Annotated in this window: 16 protein-coding genes; 7 read left to right on the top strand and 9 right to left on the bottom strand. The window is 42.8% G+C overall.

Annotated elements, in window-relative coordinates:
- Positions 1–43 precede the first annotated feature (43 nt).
- Entirely contained in the window at positions 44–1,678 is a 1,635-nt protein-coding gene (locus tag AC0VYG_RS17805; protein ID WP_475429260.1) for an ATP-binding protein, read from the top strand.
- 156 nt (positions 1,679–1,834) lie between these two features.
- On the top strand, positions 1,835–3,244 hold the full coding sequence (locus AC0VYG_RS17800; RefSeq protein ID WP_475429259.1) for an esterase-like activity of phytase family protein: 1,410 nt from the start codon (positions 1,835–1,837) through the stop codon (positions 3,242–3,244).
- Between the two features lie 68 nt (positions 3,245–3,312).
- On the opposite strand, the gene AC0VYG_RS17795 is transcribed toward AC0VYG_RS17800, so the two are convergent.
- Positions 3,313–3,621: a hypothetical protein gene (locus tag AC0VYG_RS17795; RefSeq protein WP_475429258.1), complete on the bottom strand. Its 309-nt coding sequence runs from the start codon at positions 3,619–3,621 to the stop codon at positions 3,313–3,315.
- A 282-nt stretch (positions 3,622–3,903) separates the two neighbouring features.
- Here AC0VYG_RS17795 and AC0VYG_RS17790 point away from each other — a divergent pair, with 282 nt between their 5' ends.
- The 3 genes from AC0VYG_RS17790 (at position 3,904) to AC0VYG_RS17780 (ending at position 6,695) form a co-directional block, all read left to right on the top strand.
- A complete protein-coding gene (locus AC0VYG_RS17790) occupies positions 3,904–4,176 on the top strand; it encodes a hypothetical protein (RefSeq protein ID WP_475429257.1) in 273 nt (90 codons plus the stop codon).
- Positions 4,177–4,416: 240 nt separating this feature from the next.
- On the top strand, positions 4,417–5,160 hold the full coding sequence (locus AC0VYG_RS17785) for a YccT family protein (RefSeq protein ID WP_475429256.1): 744 nt from the start codon (positions 4,417–4,419) through the stop codon (positions 5,158–5,160).
- A gap of 119 nt (positions 5,161–5,279) precedes the next feature.
- Positions 5,280–6,695, top strand: coding sequence for a mannose-1-phosphate guanylyltransferase/mannose-6-phosphate isomerase (locus tag AC0VYG_RS17780; RefSeq protein ID WP_475429255.1), 1,416 nt, complete (start codon positions 5,280–5,282; stop codon positions 6,693–6,695).
- 6 nt (positions 6,696–6,701) lie between these two features.
- Here the strand turns inward: AC0VYG_RS17780 and AC0VYG_RS17775 are convergent, their stop codons facing one another.
- The gene (locus AC0VYG_RS17775; protein ID WP_475429254.1) at positions 6,702–7,580 is read right to left on the bottom strand and encodes a carboxylate/amino acid/amine transporter; all 879 of its coding nucleotides are present in this window, start codon (positions 7,578–7,580) and stop codon (positions 6,702–6,704) included.
- 321 nt (positions 7,581–7,901) lie between these two features.
- Here AC0VYG_RS17775 and AC0VYG_RS17770 point away from each other — a divergent pair, with 321 nt between their 5' ends.
- A complete protein-coding gene (locus AC0VYG_RS17770) occupies positions 7,902–8,519 on the top strand; it encodes an OmpW family outer membrane protein (protein WP_475429253.1) in 618 nt (205 codons plus the stop codon).
- 219 nt (positions 8,520–8,738) lie between these two features.
- On the top strand, positions 8,739–10,943 hold the full coding sequence (locus AC0VYG_RS17765; protein WP_475429252.1) for a bifunctional diguanylate cyclase/phosphodiesterase: 2,205 nt from the start codon (positions 8,739–8,741) through the stop codon (positions 10,941–10,943).
- Positions 10,944–11,075: 132 nt separating this feature from the next.
- Here AC0VYG_RS17765 and AC0VYG_RS17760 read toward each other — a convergent pair whose 3' ends face one another.
- From AC0VYG_RS17760 to AC0VYG_RS17730, 7 genes are all read right to left on the bottom strand, one after another.
- The gene (locus tag AC0VYG_RS17760; protein ID WP_475429251.1) at positions 11,076–11,522 is read right to left on the bottom strand and encodes a MarR family winged helix-turn-helix transcriptional regulator; all 447 of its coding nucleotides are present in this window, start codon (positions 11,520–11,522) and stop codon (positions 11,076–11,078) included.
- A 239-nt stretch (positions 11,523–11,761) separates the two neighbouring features.
- A complete protein-coding gene (gene modC / locus AC0VYG_RS17755) occupies positions 11,762–12,850 on the bottom strand; it encodes a molybdenum ABC transporter ATP-binding protein (RefSeq protein ID WP_475429250.1) in 1,089 nt (362 codons plus the stop codon).
- Positions 12,850–13,545, bottom strand: coding sequence for a molybdate ABC transporter permease subunit (modB, locus tag AC0VYG_RS17750; protein WP_475429249.1), 696 nt, complete (start codon positions 13,543–13,545; stop codon positions 12,850–12,852). The genes modC and modB overlap by 1 nt, the downstream gene beginning before the upstream one ends.
- Before the next feature lie 50 nt (positions 13,546–13,595).
- Positions 13,596–14,324, bottom strand: a complete 729-nt coding sequence (modA, locus tag AC0VYG_RS17745) for a molybdate ABC transporter substrate-binding protein (protein ID WP_475429248.1) — start codon at positions 14,322–14,324, stop codon at positions 13,596–13,598.
- A 77-nt stretch (positions 14,325–14,401) separates the two neighbouring features.
- On the bottom strand, positions 14,402–15,073 hold the full coding sequence (grxB, locus tag AC0VYG_RS17740; RefSeq protein WP_475429247.1) for a glutaredoxin 2: 672 nt from the start codon (positions 15,071–15,073) through the stop codon (positions 14,402–14,404).
- A gap of 103 nt (positions 15,074–15,176) precedes the next feature.
- Positions 15,177–15,527: a Rieske (2Fe-2S) protein gene (locus tag AC0VYG_RS17735; protein ID WP_475429246.1), complete on the bottom strand. Its 351-nt coding sequence runs from the start codon at positions 15,525–15,527 to the stop codon at positions 15,177–15,179.
- Positions 15,528–15,558: 31 nt separating this feature from the next.
- On the bottom strand, positions 15,559–15,708 hold the full coding sequence (locus AC0VYG_RS17730) for a hypothetical protein (protein WP_475429245.1): 150 nt from the start codon (positions 15,706–15,708) through the stop codon (positions 15,559–15,561).
- Between the last annotated feature and the right edge of the window lie 193 nt (positions 15,709–15,901).

The following is a 15,901-nucleotide window of genomic DNA, read 5'->3' as shown; positions in this document are numbered from 1 at the left end:
AACAACTGCGCGCGAGCACCTATTTATTATTGGTGTTTTTTCTGTGTGCTTTTTGGTATTGCAGATTTATCGCTTGGCTTTGTTTAATAAGCTCTTTTCAGCCAATGAGATAAACGTTTCTCCTTACTACACTCACTACTGTTTTCTCTATTTGGCATCTGCAATCGTGTGGGGGAGCTGTTCTGCATGGTTGTTTTTTGTTAATCCCTCAGTTGATCTCGCGGTGACAATTAATATGATGTCAGCGGCTTGTCTTAGTATTGGGGGGGTTAATGTCTTGGCTCCTAGTTATAAAATATTGCGCCTCTATTGTTTTCTTATCTGCGTCCCCTTTGCTTTAGCCGCCGGAATATTTTTAGAGGCACCTGGGAGCTATACCATTGCTTGTTTAATACTGGGTTATGGCTTGTTTATTTTCGAGACAGGAAAGCAGCAACATCGCACTTACTGGCAAGCACTGAATGATAATTTGCGCCTATCCGCTCAGGCCGCTGAATTGGAAAAGGCGAAAGTTGCCGCCGAGCAGGCTGCTCAGGCGAAAGCGGATTTTCTCGCGTCGATGACCCATGAAATAAGAACGCCCATGAATGGTGTGCTTGGTATGGCTCAATTATTGGCTATGAGTGATCTGAACGAGCAACAACAGCAGCAAGTCAATGTGATCAATAATGCTGGTCGAACATTGATGCACATTATTAATAATATTCTTGATTACTCTAAAATGGATGCAAAACAACTGGCATTAGAACAGCTGCTATTTAACCCTCGCAATGTGGTTAATGAGGCGGTGTTGTTATTATCAGTACAGTTTGAAAAAAAGCTGATAAAGCTGACTTGCACCGTGGATGATGTCCCTGAATGGGTGTTGGGCGACCCTTATCGACTTCACCAAGTGCTCTATAACCTTATTGGCAATGCCTTCAAATTTACGGATGAAGGTGAAATAACCATTAAGGTCTCTTGTCAAAAAAATCGTGATGACAATACTCTGACATTGCATTTTGCTGTGGCTGACACGGGGATTGGTATTGCCCCAGAACATCGACAACATATTTTTGATCAGTTTTATCAGGTCAATCAATTTAATTCAAATATTCGTGGGACTGGATTGGGACTGAGTATTACGCAACGCCTGGTTGAATTTATGGGGGGAACGATTTCCGTAGAGAGCACCCTTGGTGTGGGAAGTGTTTTTACTGTCGAACTTCCATTTACCATAACGGATGAAACTCAAAAAAGATTATTGTCTATCTCAGAAAATGAGTCCGGTATTCATACTGAGATGCCAAGTATTTTACATATTTTATTAGCTGAAGATAATAAAATAAATCAAATGATCTGTGAGCAATTGCTTTGTAAATTGGGTTGTGCTGTTGATGTGGTTGAAACGGGACGGATGGCGCTGGAAAAGTTTACTGAGAACAAGCATTACGATGCCATTTTTATGGATTGTAATATGCCCGATATGGACGGTTTTTTGGCCACTGCTGCTATTCGACAAGTGGAGAAAAACACAGGAAGAAGTGAAACACCGATTATTGCACTTACCGCTCATGTTGAAGAGGAGGTAAGACATAAATGCCTTGAGTCAGGTATGAATGATTTTTTGAGTAAACCTTTTTTGCTTGAAGACCTGGAAGCCGTTATTGACCGCATTCGAACGGGAACGTTTTTTTAGTCCTTATTAGGTGTCATGAATTGCTCTTCATACGCTGTTGTTAGGCCTGCTTTTAAAGCAACTGCTGGCTTTTAATCAAACTGTCATGCTAATTCTTTACCTTATGTTGACAAATTGGCGTTCGCTTAAGCGCCCTATAACATAAGAGGATGCGTTATGAATAAGTTGTGGTTTGCAGGTGTGCTGTGTGCAGGCGTGTTATCAGGTTGTGCTAGTCAGTCTTCTATGTCAAAAACGCCCCAGTTTGTTGAGTCTTTTCCGAAAACGGGGAGTTATTTACCCTATACCGTGTTACGTCATGATTTGATTGATGACAAAACCCATAAGCCATTTGAAATTCGTAATGGCGGTTATGGCTCTTCCATGACTGGCAACCCAAATCAAGCCAATCAATTTTACGCCCTGACGGATCGTGGTCCGAATGCGAGCTATAAAGGGGATTATGGCAAAGGTAAGATTTTCCCTGTGCCAAATTATACCCCTCGGATTGGTTTGTTTGAGGTAGAGGATAACGGTCAAATTCGTCAGGTAGATACCATCTTACTACGTCGTCCTGATGGACAACCTATTACAGGGCTACCAAATTCTCCCGCACTGGGCGGCACAGGGGAAACCCCTTATCATGTTGATGGTAAGCCTATTTTAATGGACGATGCTAAGCCTTATAACAAAGTCACTAATCCGATAAAAGTGGATGATTATGGCTTAGACAGTGAAGGCCTCGTGGCCATGAAAGATGGTACCTTTTGGGTAAGTGATGAGTATGGGCCTCATATCGTCCATTACGATAGCAACGGCGTTGAGATCGGTCGTATTAACCCATTTAAGAGTGACGCCCGCGATGTGTTTCATTTGCCAGAAGTATTTGCCCATCGTCGCCCTAACCGTGGTATGGAAGGGTTGGCTGTGACGCCAGATCAGAAAACCTTGGTTGGCATCATGCAATCAACAATGCGCAATCCAAATAAAGCGGCTCAAAAAGGGGATCTAACGCGCATTGTCACGGTGAACCTTGAAACAGGCAAAACGGAGCAATACCTCTATCGTCAAGATAAAGCGCAAAATTCGAATTCTGAGTTAGCAGACTTAAATAGTCATGAATTTTTGGTTGATGAGCGCGACGGAGGGTTCTTGTTAGGTGGCCCGAATGGTAAGGCGAACCCTAATGTGCAAAAGAAAATTTATCGAATTGATTTAAACAGCGGAACGCCTTTGTCTACAGTCGCTTTGTCTTCATCCGTTACCCGCGATGCCAGCCATGGCTTGATGATTAATGGCTTGACACTTGAGCAGTATACGGAGAAAAATGGCTGGGATGCACTAGCGCAAAAGGGCATTTATCCTGTTAGTAAGTCGCTGGTCGTTAATGTGGCCAAAGCGGTTTCCTATCCGCATGATAAAATGGAAGGCATGTGGGTAATTGATCCCCATCACCTAGGGATATTAAATGATGATGATTTTGCCACTTGGTCTACCAAGGGCAAGCTAGAACAGAAGTACTTGAATGGTAATACAATAGACGCGGCGCAATTGTATATTATTAAGGCAAATTTGATGGGGAACTAACGGCTGTAGATTAATCAAAAGTGGGCTGCTTCGACAGCCCATTTTGACATTGATTACCGTAGGGACGACTACTTTTCTAAAATACCACAGCCAATCCGCGCCCCGCTTGCATCATGAATCACTACAGCGTGCCCTAAGCTGGCTTTGTAATCTAATCCTGATATCAGCTGCCTTTGCAAGACCTTTAGAGTCAGATACCCATTGAGCGCTTTTCCAGTAGTCTCTGCCAGCTTTTGGAGAGACATAGTGACCACCAACTTTGTCAGCTTTTTTACAGCTGGTGCCCACATGGAGATGAAGACCACCATCATATCTTTTTTATCAAAATGGACTGAGACATGGCCTGTTGCCGTTGTTTTCGTTTTTGGGGGAAGCATTTATCTTCGCGTGTAGAGAATGTGTGCTGACAGCGAAAAAGAGGCCATCATGATGCTAAACACTCCTTGAACCACTGATATGAAAGTTGGCAGATTGAAGAGTATTTCAGTCATGTTAAGTATCGACACTACGACATACTGAAAGTGGTTCAACCACCCGTCGTATTACTCCTTTTCTTACTCTGTCTGTCAGAAAAGGCAGCACTTAATGAGAGGGACTGTTTGCTTTTACCGACTAAGGCTCTTAGGATTCGCTTTATGAAAATGGAATAAGGTATTGAGATGAAAATACTTTTAGAAATGAGCAGGGTGATCATACCGAGCGTTGTGCTGCTTGGTTTAACGGCATGCTCGTCTCTGGATAACACAGGCTATAAAGGAGGAGACCATCGTGGTGGAGGGCCAGCAGGGGCTTATGGTGTGCCTGATGCTAAGACCAGTATGGAAACGTCGGACAAGGCCGTGAAAAAAGAAAGCACCACGCAAGCGCAAAAGGAGGATGTATATACTGGAGGAGATCATCGTGGCGGTGGCCCACACGGCCCGCTGGGTTAAGTTGAATCCCCTTAAATTTATAAAAAAATGTTATAAAAGATAGTCTTATCAGAATAGCTTGTGGTGTCGAATCAAGTCAAAATTGGGAAATCGTGTATAAAAAGTGCTGTTTTCTCTTAACTTGCCATCTGTTTGTGATAAATTGACGCTCGATACGGAGTTCGAACCAGTTTCGAATAATAATATTTTTACTATATAAGTTCGTGATAACAAAGATCGCGCTTTTTAGGGAGCCAATATATGCGCTTTAAAAAATCAATTTTCCTTGCCAGCTCACTTCTTCTTGGAGCTGTTACCACCCATGCTATGGCCGCCACATTTAAAGTGCCAATATCTTATGAAATCATGTATGTCGACCTAAAAGACGGTGATAATTATGGCGGTGACTTTGAGGTAACCATTCCATCAGGCCATCACCAAATTGTTGTTCGTTATCATCAAACCCTTCGTCGTGGTGGCGATGTTGATACTATTGAGTCTGAACCATTGATCATTGATATGGATGTCAAAAAAGGCGCTAATCTTGAATTAAAAGCGCCTTATATCCACCAAAAAGCGCGAGCAGAGAAGTACTCTCAGAAGCCAACATTTGACATTGTGAACGGCAAAGGCAATGAGGTTCAATATAAAGTCAGTATGTTGCCGCTTAAGCCAGGTTTCCAACCCCTACGTAATTATCGAGAAGAAATCAAAGAGTTTACTGGTGAGGGTGCTACGAAGCCGCAAGCGAATGTCGCTGCTAATGCGTCTTATTCGGCCCCAGCCCCTGCTCCTAAGTCTGTTACTCAAACAAACGAATTTGAAATGATGCAATTTTGGTTTAATAAAGCAGATAAACAGACTCGCAAAGATTTTCGCATTTGGATAGTGGATCATACCTATCAAGCTAAAGTGAAGAATACAGCATTTGAGATGCTGAAATTCTGGTATAACAAAGCTAATAAGGCTGAGCGTAAAGCTTTTCAGGTTTGGTTGCTTCAATAAAATGAAATAATAGCTTAGGCGATAAACGCCAATGCTCTTGTATAAAAAGCCCTGTTTTGACAGGGTTTTTTTATACATCCTAGTAGAGTAGTGGTTTTATCCTATGTAAAGGAGCAAATGTGGTTCTCATTCCTGTTATTTTAGCGGGGGGAAGTGGCGAGCGGTTATGGCCGTTATCCCGTCATCATACCGCCAAGCCGTTTATTGACTTATTCGGTTCTACTTATACGCTTTTTCAAGAAACACTGTTGCGCGTGCAAGGACTATCTGAGCATGCGCCTATTATTGTTTGCAATGAGGTGCATCGTTTCTTAGTCGCTCAACAGCTACAAGAACTCGGCATAAAAAACGCCAGTATTATGCTGGAGCCTGTGGGACGTAATACGGCACCTGCTATCACATTGGCGGCACTAGAAGCGCAGAGACGACACCAGCAAGATGATGACTCGGAGCAAGAATGCATTATGTTAGTGTTGCCTGCGGATCATCTTATTAAGGATCTGGATGCTTTTAGTGAGGCCATCAAGCAAAGTATTGAAGTGGCCAAAGAAGGAGGTTTAGTGACCTTTGGTATAGAAGTCACCCGACCTGAAACGGGTTATGGCTATATTCAGTCCCTGAATGGTTCATCCGTCACCGCCTTTGTTGAAAAGCCAGATAAAGACACTGCCCAGCGTTATTACTTATCCGGAGAGTATCTTTGGAACAGTGGCATGTTTGTGTTTAAACCAGAATGTTACTTGACTGAGTTGGGGTTACATCAAGCACAGATACTGCAGTCGGTGAGTTTGGCCTATCAGGAACGTAAAGAAGATTTAGATTTTATTCGCATCGATGAAGCGAGTTTTGCCGCCTGTCCGAGTGAGTCCATTGATTATGCACTCATGGAAAAAACTGAACAAGCCAAAGTGGTTGCCTATAAGGGGGATTGGAGTGATGTGGGATCTTGGGAGGCGTTATTCGAATACGCTGAGAAAGACGAACACCATAATGCTCTAATGGGGGATGTGATGCTTGAAAGTACCTCAAACAGTTTGGTTAGAGCTGAGAGTCGTTTAGTGGCAACGGTCGGAGTTGATGATTTGGTTGTGATTGAAACGGCAGATGCCGTGCTGGTGATGGATAAGCAGCACTCACAAGGACTGAAGAAAATTGTGCAGCGTATTCAGGCCAGTGGTCGTGAAGAGCATAATTTCCATAAAAAAGTGCATCGTCCTTGGGGCAGTTATGAAATTATGGATATGGGGAAACGTTACAAGGTGAAGCGTATTGTCGTTAAGCCAGGAGAAAAACTCAGCATGCAGATGCATTACCATCGGGCCGAACATTGGGTTGTGGTCTCAGGTTCGGCCCGTGTTTACAGGGGAGACGAGAGCTTTCTTCTCTCAGAGAATGAGTCCACCTATATTCCTTTGGGAGAAACTCACTCTCTCGAAAACCCAGGAGAGATAGCGCTAGAACTGATCGAGGTACAGTCTGGTGGCTACCTTGGTGAAGATGATATCGTCCGGTTTCATGACCGTTATGGACGTTAAACCTTTTTATGCCATTTTGGTAAGGTGCTTGCTGAATCTCTGGTTGAATTTATCGTTCACGACCAAGGCTAATAGGATGATGGAGCCACCAATAGAGAGCCGCAGTATGTCGGCATTATGGTTCCAAAAAACCACATTGACAAAAATACCTGCAGGAATCAGCAGGTTATTGGCAACGGCTAAGGTTCCCACATTGACCATTGTCGCCCCTTTGTTCCAAGCGAAATAACCGACTCCTGAGGCAATGACGCCGAGATAAACAAGGATGCTCCATTGTAAAGGGGTGGTAGGAAGTTTATGAATATTGCCCAGCGCTAAGAAACAAGGAATCACGACGGCAAGAGCACCAAGAAAGAACCAGCCAAATACTGTGCGCTGAGGCAGGTCTGGACGCTCTTTGGCGATGATGCGTTTATAGCCCACTTGACCTGCAGCAAAGCATAAGTTCGCCCCTTGAACAATCAAAAGACCTTTTATGTATCCGTCACTCACTTCTTGGTAGCGAATGGCGACCGCGCCGAGAATGGCAAGTAAGGCACTGATAATAAAACCAATGTTTAAGCGGCGATCTAACAAGTCATTAAGTAAGGTGACGTAAATAGGTGTCATGACGGTAAAGAGTAAGACTTCGGGGACCGTCAAAAAGAGAAAGGACTGATAGTAAAAACCGTACATGATACCAAGCTGTAATGCGCCACAAACCATGAGTTGTAGTGCCACTTTGGCTTCGATTTGGCGTACTTTCAAAAAAGGTAAAAACACTAGAGTCGCGAGCGATACTCGCATTAATACAGAGAACCAGGCATCGACTTGCCCAGCAAGATAGACACCGATTAAGCTAAAGGAAAAAGCCCACAACAGGGTGACAGCAAGGAGTATTGACATGAATCTGGTTTCCAATGTGATGATGGCGTAAGTTTACCGATTTCAGTGTATTAGGTAAATTAGTAAACTTATAATTTTTCTTGGTTTACTAATGTTGTTGTTTTTAAAACCGAAAAAGAGAGATAAGGTTCGGCAGAGTGATAATTAATCGATGTTTTCTGGATTATCAAGTTGCATTTTATTGATCTGAGTGGGTATTTCTCATCTATAAAAAAGCTGGGAAAGAGAAAAATTGATCTAGATTAATATTTTAATGCGAGATCCTTGTTACTTTTCTTGTCATTGAAACTTTGTTTGATCAAGAAAAAAAAGGAATCTATCATGAAAGCTTTACTACCTGTGGCTCTTGTTTCTGCTCTTTGTTCTACCGCTGCTTTGGCGCATCAAGCAGGCGATTTCTTCGTTCGTGGTGGTGTCGCTACCGTGATGCCAAACGAAAGCAGTGATGACGTTAATGCAAGTAATAACGAAGAGCTAAAAATCAGTAACGATACCCAATTGGCTGCCACATTGACTTATATGATAACCGATAATATTGGGGCTGAGTTGTTATTGGCGACGCCTTTTAAACACGATGTCTCCACTGCTAAACTTGGAAAAGTGGCAGAGGTTTCTGAGCTACCACCTTCTTTAATGGCACAGTATTATTTTGGTAAGTCAAGCAGTGGTATTCGCCCTTATGTCGGGGTGGGTTTAAACCACACAGTGTTTTTTGATGCGAAAGGCAAAGGGGCGCTTGCTGGCTCGGATGTGAGTGTGGATAATACTTGGGGGGTTGCTGCACAAGCGGGCGTCGATATGAAGATTAACGATAAACTGTTTGCTAACGCCTCTGTTTGGTACATGAATATTGATACCGATGTTCATATACCTAATCAGACAATCAGTACCAAAGTGAACCCTCTTGCTGTTATGGTTGGCGTTGGTTATACCTTCTAGTTGTTAAGACACCGTAAAGTTTGGAAACCCTGATGCTCGAAAGAGGTCAGGGTTTTTTGTTATCTGAGCTTTGTTGATTTTAACCTATTGCTAAATGGGATGTTGTGTTACGTATTGATATGTAACTTTCGCTACATCTCTTCACTAATTCTATAACGAGAAGATGCCGGTTCTGTCTCATACTTTCTATACCTTTTTTATGGGGATGGGAGTGTATTCTTGACCCGACTTAAACGAAATTTTATCTGTTATGGCGTCTTCTTCTCCCTGCTATGTGTTGGGATATTTTTTACCCATCAAACAGAAGATATTAAGCGTAAAGAACAGACAGCATTGGTCCAAGAGTTTGCGGTCTCACAGGCTCGTGCCATTGAACGTCGGCTCATTACCTCATTGTCTGCCACGTATTTTTTAGCATTGGAGTTGGGGAATTTAGACTCTCCTGAACGATTTGCTTTTTATGCTCATAATATTATCGAGTCCATTGGCGGAATTTCCAACTTACAGCTGGCTCCCGGCGGTATAGTGTCGATGATTTATCCATTAAAAGGTAATGAAGCCGCGATAGGGCACGACATTTTAAAAGATGATAAACGTCGAAAAGATGCGCTGGATGCTATTAAAGATAAAGCACTCACTTTAGCGGGACCGTTTAATTTGATTCAAGGAGGGGTGGCTGTGATCGGTCGTAATCCTGTTTTTATCAAGAATAATGGGGTTGAAGAATTTTGGGGATTCGTTTCTGCTCTGATTTATTTGGAGGATTTGATTAATGCAACCGACTTGCAGGCACTTGAAAAGAAGGGGTTTCGTTATCAGCTTAGCTATTTTGATCCAGACAAAGGACAGAATCATGTGTTCGCTAAGTCAGCGCAGCCACTAGATGATATTGTGACATCGACCCCAATAAATGTGCCTAATAATGTGTGGCGTTTGTTTTTGTCGCAAAAAGAACCGAATAGCTTAATCGTCTATGTGATTGGCTATGCCGTTACCTTGTTAGTCGCTCTATTCGCCGTGTTTAGTTTACGCTACATATTGCTAGAACCTGAAAGGCTTAAACTGATTATTCGCCTTAAAACCCGTGAGCTGGAAAAACTGGCTTTTTATGATCCACTAACGCAATTAGCCAATAGACGTCTTTTTCTTGAAAAGGTGTCCTTTGCCTGTTTAAACAGTGATAAGAGTCGTTGTGCGATTATGTACTTAGACTTGGACAGGTTTAAAGAAATCAATGATAGACTTGGGCACAATGCAGGCGATGTGTTGCTGTTGGCCGTTGCGGCACGTTTAGTGGGCATTATAGGGGGGAAAGGATTGGTTGCTCGTCTTGGCGGAGATGAGTTTGCTATTTTATTGTCCGATTATCGAGACCGTAAAGCGGTTAAGTTGTTAGCTCAAGATCTCTTGAAGTCCATCAATGAGCCTGTCGTCTTACAAGGGAAAAACTATTCTGTATCGGCTTCCATTGGTGTTACTTTGATTCCTGAAGATGGTGACTCATCGGAAGAAGTGCTTGGTCGAGCGGATATGGCCATGTACAAGGCGAAAGAGTTGGGGCGCAATAACGTTTACTTTTTCAAAGAGGGGCTGAAACCGAAAGAGTTCAAACAATATGGGCGACAACAAAATTGCGCGGATTGTTCGAAAAATATTGATGATGAATTGAGCTTAGCCATAGAAAACCAAGAGCTGATGCTTTGCTACCAGCCTTTAATAAACATGAAAAAGGGGGACGTGGTTGCATGCGAAGCGCTGATCTGTTGGCATCATCCTGAAAAAGGTGTACTCCATAATACAGCATTTTGGTCTTTGGCTCAGGAGTCAGAAAAGGCTGTCGATGTCGGTTTTTGGATGTTTGAGCAGGCCTGTTTAATGGTTCAATCTCAATTGGAAGAAGACGGCGTTGTTCAACCCATTTGTTTAAACATTGTCTTTAACCATTTCATCGAGCCTAATTTTATTGATGTCATTGCTTCTATGCTTGAGACCCATAATTTACCTGCTCATTACTTCATATTTGAGTTAGACCAGACCATTGTGATAAATGGTTCAAAATCGGTCATCTCGACATTGGAGGCGCTACGGGAAGTGGGCATATCGGTTTCGATAGATGGTTTTGGTGCCGACGATGCACTTTTATCGACGTTGACAAAGTTGCCAATCGATATGATAAAAATTGCGCCGCAATTCATAAGGCATTTAGAGAGCTCTTTAGTGCAGCAAAGTTTGGTGAGTAGCGTTATTTCTGCTGCTCATAGAGCGAACGTAAAAGTGGTTGTGGAAGGGGTTGAACGGGATACGCAAGTCGCACTATTAAATCGTTATGGGTGCGATATCGGACAAGGGTATTTGTACTCAAAGCCTATGAAAAAGGAGATGTTAGCCTTTTATAGGTTATCGAAAAAAGCGTCAGCTGGTTGATTGAACCTATTAATAGGGGCTCCACTTCAGGAAGCGCTATTAGCTAATAAACACACGTGATAGTCAAAAACGATGAACGAATAATTCATTTCATTGGTTTAGCACGGGCTATATTGCTCCAACGTTGCCAATTTATGGCTCGTTAATGTGACCTTGAATATTTTGTAGCATGCGTTGTCCTACTCTTAGAAATGTATCAAGCTCTTCCGGGCTGATGTTGGCTTTCATCAGGGAGATGGTTTCATTATCGACAGCCTTTAGTGCTTGGTGGCATGTCTGTCCTTGCTCTGTTAGGAAAATAAAGTGGCTACGTTTGTCGTGCTGATTTAATTGTTTAGTGACGAATCCCTTGGTAATCAGCTCTTTGATAATTCGCGTAATTTGTCCCTTATCACGATGCATTTTTTGGCTGATGTCCTGGGCGGTGCAGTTAGGAGTGTTTTGGATATGATCTAATACAAAAAAAAGCAGCGGTGAACCAGAGATATTTTGTTCTACCATGGCTTTTTTCATCGCGATTTTTAGGCTATCGATTGATCCAATAAAGAGGGAGCGAAGTGCTAATGCTTGATCTTCCATAGAATACTGTCTTTTTATTAATTTGTATCATTATCATTTTTTGTTTTAGGTTTGTCTCATCTAAAGAATACATAGAACTTATTAGTATTAACTATTTCCTTGAGACTTTTTTCACGACGACTGCGCTTGCCAATACTTTGTTAAAAACAGACTCAAAATGCTCATTTATCGGTATAAACTCCGCTTTCTCGTCTTTTTTTGCCGCGTCTTGGCGTCGCTCGTGACATCGAGCAAAGGTCTCACCTTAATACCGCGACGGATTTGATTTGTGCAATGACGTGTTGGCCAATGGTTAAATTCAGTTTTTGGGCCGAATAGGCGGTAATGCTTGCGAGAATCGGGGTTTGACCTGCCATCATTCTGACCAAAACCGTGTTTGGGGCCGCTTCATTGTGGCTTATCTCATCAATATAAACCGCTAGACGGTTGATGATACTGGAGTCTTCATTGGCAGAGAGCGCGATGCTGACATCCCGTGCTTGAATTTGCAGTTTTACTGTGTCGCCAATGACTTCATGTGTACGCGAAATCATTAAGCTGTGTTGACCAAAGGATAAGGTGGATAGTCCCCATTGTTCATTTTGTTCTGTGATCTGACCCGTTATCATAAAACGCGTGTTTTGATAGGTATATCGGGACGTTGATAATTTTCCGAGAAGGTATTGGGTTTCTCCCTGATCGACAATTCTCCCTTGATCTATAATGACGGTATATTGGGCCAGGCGAATGACCTCGTCTAAAGCATGGCTGACATAAATAATGGGAATGGACATGGTGGAACAAACGGCTTCCAAGTAAGGAAGAATGTCCTTTTTCAAGCCCTCATCCAGGGCGGATAATGGCTCGTCCATGAGAAGAAGCTTTGGTTGAATTAATAAGGCGCGCGCGATGGCAATACGTTGCCTTTCGCCACCTGACAGTTGGTGGGGAAATTGCTCCAGTAGTGAAGCAATATTTAATAGGTCAATCACGTCTTGATAGGCGATGACACTGTCTGCTTGGTTGGCCCTTTTCGTGGCAAAAGTCAAATTATCGCGAGCTGATAGGTGAGGGAATAGACTCGCTTCTTGGAAGACATAACCGATGGGGCGTTTATGAACGGGCAAGAAATCCCCCGCTTCACTCTGCCAAATAGCCTCGTTAAAGGCGATCTGCCCCTGGTGGTTTTTCTCTAAACCCGCTAAACAGCGTAATAGCGTTGTTTTACCCGATCCGGAGCGGCCAAATAATGCTGTGACGCCTTGATTAGGTAGAGTGAGGTCGACTTCTAAGGCGAAATTTGATGTGCTTTTTTTAGATCGGCTCAGGCGAATTTTGATTGCGTCCATCACCATGATCCTATATGCGCTTTTTGTTTGCTTACTTTTTGAGTCGCGTATAAAAAGGCTAATACTACAAAAGCAAACAACACCATGAATAAAGACAATGTATGGGCTTGAGCGTATTCAAGAGCTTCGACATGGTCGTATATCTGAACCGATAGCACGCGAGTTTCCCCTTCTATATTACCGCCAATCATCAGTACCACACCGAACTCACCGACGGTATGGGCAAAGCCTAATACTGCCGCACTAAGGTAACCAGGTTTTGCCATGGGGAGGGCAACATGAATAAAACGATCCCACGAAGATGCTCTTAACGTGGCAGCAACCTCCATAGGGCGGCTTCCCATGGCGACAAAGGCATTTTGTAAAGGCTGGATGACAAAGGGAAGAGAATAGATCATTGAAGCGAGGATTAAACCACTAAAACTAAAGGGCAGTGGGGATAGCCCCATGTTTGCTAAAAAGTGGCCCAGTGCTCCATTAGGGCTCAGGAATATTAATAAATAAAACCCCAGTACCGTAGGAGGGAGAATCAGAGGCATAGCAACAATGGCGCTAATTGGAGCCTTAAGCCAGGAGGATGTCCTAGCCAGCCACCAAGCTAATGGGGTGCCAAGAATAAGCAGCAGTATGGTGACACTGGTTGCTAATTTGAGCGTTAACCAAATAGCCGTCCAATCTCCTGAGCTTAATAACATGGGGTTGTCACCTTAAGGCAAGACTTTTAAAGAATATGGAGCGAGTCGCGTCACTGAGGTTTTCCTATGTTGACATGCCGACCAGAATCATAACCAAAGCTTTTAATGCGTTTTTGAATATCTGCACGGACTAAAAAGTTAAGAAATTCCTGGGCCTGAGTTTTGTGTTGGCTATGAGTTAACAGGACTGCCGCTTGTTTGATTGGGCTGTGATCGTCATTTGGGACTTGCCAGTAGTGGCCTTTTACAGGGCCTGCTAACACTTGGGACAGGGCAACGAACCCCAGCTCTGCATTTTGTGAATAAGCAAATTGATAGGTTTGTCCTATGTTTTCGCCTTGTACTAATTTGCTCTGTAGGGTGGTCCATAAGCCTAATTTAGTTAAGGTTTCTTGAGCGGCCAAGCCATAAGGTGCCAGTTTTGGGTTGGCAATGGCTATTTTTTTGGCTTGCTCTAAAGTGCTCTTAATTGGCTGGATATGTTGTTTTGTCGCGGACCATAAGACGAGTATTCCCTTTGCATAAATGACTTTACTGCTTTTTTGAGCTAAGCCTGCTTTGATTAATTTATCAGGCTTGGCTTGGTCGGCTGATAAAAAGACATCGTAAGGGGCACCGTTATGAATTTGCGCATAAAACTTCCCTGAGGAGCCGAAGGATAATTGCAGTTTTTCACCGGTTTCTCGTTCGAAAATGGGCGCGAGTATCTGCATTGGAGCGGTAAAATTAGAGGCTACAGCAACGCGCAGGGGGGAAGCAAACACATTACCGGTTAGCATGATGAGAACATTGCAGATCAATATGTTAGGAAGCTGCAAGCGAGCTTTCCATAAAAGGGTTTTCCAAGGCATTTCAACTAAATCTCGAAGTGGTAATAAGTATGAATAGAGGTGGCTTGCGCTACTTCATCGATATAACGGCGTAAATGATCGGGGAATTGTAGGTTTAATACCATGGTTAGGTTTCTAAGCTTCGGAAATAACATGACATCATCCCAGCTGATGGTGTGGTCATGGTTTGAGGGTAATACCTGTTCGGGGAGCTTTTGCAAAGCTGTTTCAACGATTTTTTTATGGTGCTGAGTTTCTTCGAGGGCTTTCTCAAAAGGCCGGCGTATCTCATTTTCTTTTTTGATACGGAACTCATCGCGAGACTGTCGTGATGAGAATTCAGGGAGTCCCAATAGAATATTACGGGGAAAGACAAGGCAATTGATGTGGAGTTCGGCTTCCTCAAGGATATTGTGAGCGGTGATATCTTTAGCTGAAGGTCGGATAGGTTTTTCTGAGCCACCTATCTTATCTAAATATCGGGCAATCTTTAATCCATCCGTGATGATGGTGTTATCATCACTTTTGAAAATGGGTAACTGTCTGTTTTTTAAAGAGGGTTGTTTTTTTAATAAAGCGTAACACTCATCATCGTCACCATGAAGAAGGTAGATTTTTTCATGGAAAAGTGCTTTGTAATTGGCCACCATATCGGCACGAACACAATTTGGGCAATGATCATACTGATATAACTGCATCGTACTCTCCGCAGGCATTATGCTGATTGGTCTAAGACATCCGACACAGTTAGGCTGTATTTAGGTGTCATTATGGTGGATACAAGCAAAATGGCTTTGCTTGTTATGCCACGGCAGGGCTGCCTTCCCCGATCAGTATATAAAAATCGCCCTTTTCTACACCAAGCGTTGCTTTTTTTAAGGTTTTGCCTTGGCATGGCCCAGCAATACACTGGCCATCATTTGGTGAAAAAAGAGCGCCGTGATGATGACACTTTATATAATCACCATCTTCATCAAAAATTTCTTCTGTATGACAGTTTAGCGCACGCTTTTGATGTGGGCAGCGGTTCTCATAGGCACGCAATTCACCCTTTTGTTTGATGATAACAAATTCACTTTGATTTACTTTGAAGTGTAGCGCTTTACCTTCAGATAATCGTTGTGCATTAGGAATTAGATGCTTATAAAACATACATTCACCACATTCTTCCAAATAAAAAGTACTATTTATGCCAGTTTTGGGCAGAGGCTTTGTTCGCTGAGCGTTTTTCTGTAGAGAACATTGCTCTTGTTATACTGATACTATCGGGCAGAACCAAGCCATTATACTGTGTGGTTATGGCATTAATGTATTGTTGTTTCGTGTCGCTCATTATGTCCTTACGCTCCATGACCGTTATTTTCCCTAGCCGTTGAAAATGTCAGATTACCCTATACCTTGTCAATATCAAGCTAACAAAGGTATCTTTTTTTACGTTTGCTATAAAGAGTTTATGTTTGTTGCTTTATCATGTTGCTTGCCTTTGCCAAGCTACTTATACTTGGCGCTATGGCTACTAAACCCCC

This window comes from Marinomonas sp. 63XJN7_7_ISO-PGPR-S23-202 (genome assembly GCF_056173505.1).
The sequence above is the reverse complement of the archived record's forward strand: the minus strand, read 5'-3'. Positions and strand labels throughout refer to the sequence as shown.

Excerpts from the sequence above, each read along its gene's own strand:
- modB (WP_475429249.1), bottom strand. The coding sequence starts at position 13,545 with ATGTTATTAAGCTCAGGAGATTGGACGGCTATTTGGTTAACGCTCAAA.
- AC0VYG_RS17770 (WP_475429253.1), top strand. The coding sequence starts at position 7,902 with ATGAAAGCTTTACTACCTGTGGCTCTTGTTTCTGCTCTTTGTTCTACC.
- AC0VYG_RS17785 (WP_475429256.1), top strand. The coding sequence starts at position 4,417 with ATGCGCTTTAAAAAATCAATTTTCCTTGCCAGCTCACTTCTTCTTGGA.
- AC0VYG_RS17730 (WP_475429245.1), bottom strand. The coding sequence starts at position 15,708 with ATGAGCGACACGAAACAACAATACATTAATGCCATAACCACACAGTAT.
- AC0VYG_RS17775 (WP_475429254.1), bottom strand. The coding sequence starts at position 7,580 with ATGTCAATACTCCTTGCTGTCACCCTGTTGTGGGCTTTTTCCTTTAGC.
- grxB (WP_475429247.1), bottom strand. The coding sequence starts at position 15,073 with ATGCAGTTATATCAGTATGATCATTGCCCAAATTGTGTTCGTGCCGAT.
- AC0VYG_RS17760 (WP_475429251.1), bottom strand. The coding sequence starts at position 11,522 with ATGGAAGATCAAGCATTAGCACTTCGCTCCCTCTTTATTGGATCAATC.
- AC0VYG_RS17800 (WP_475429259.1), top strand. The coding sequence starts at position 1,835 with ATGAATAAGTTGTGGTTTGCAGGTGTGCTGTGTGCAGGCGTGTTATCA.
- modA (WP_475429248.1), bottom strand. The coding sequence starts at position 14,324 with ATGCTAACCGGTAATGTGTTTGCTTCCCCCCTGCGCGTTGCTGTAGCC.
- AC0VYG_RS17795 (WP_475429258.1), bottom strand. The coding sequence starts at position 3,621 with ATGCTTCCCCCAAAAACGAAAACAACGGCAACAGGCCATGTCTCAGTC.
- AC0VYG_RS17790 (WP_475429257.1), top strand. The coding sequence starts at position 3,904 with ATGAAAATACTTTTAGAAATGAGCAGGGTGATCATACCGAGCGTTGTG.
- AC0VYG_RS17735 (WP_475429246.1), bottom strand. The coding sequence starts at position 15,527 with ATGTTTTATAAGCATCTAATTCCTAATGCACAACGATTATCTGAAGGT.
- modC (WP_475429250.1), bottom strand. The coding sequence starts at position 12,850 with ATGGACGCAATCAAAATTCGCCTGAGCCGATCTAAAAAAAGCACATCA.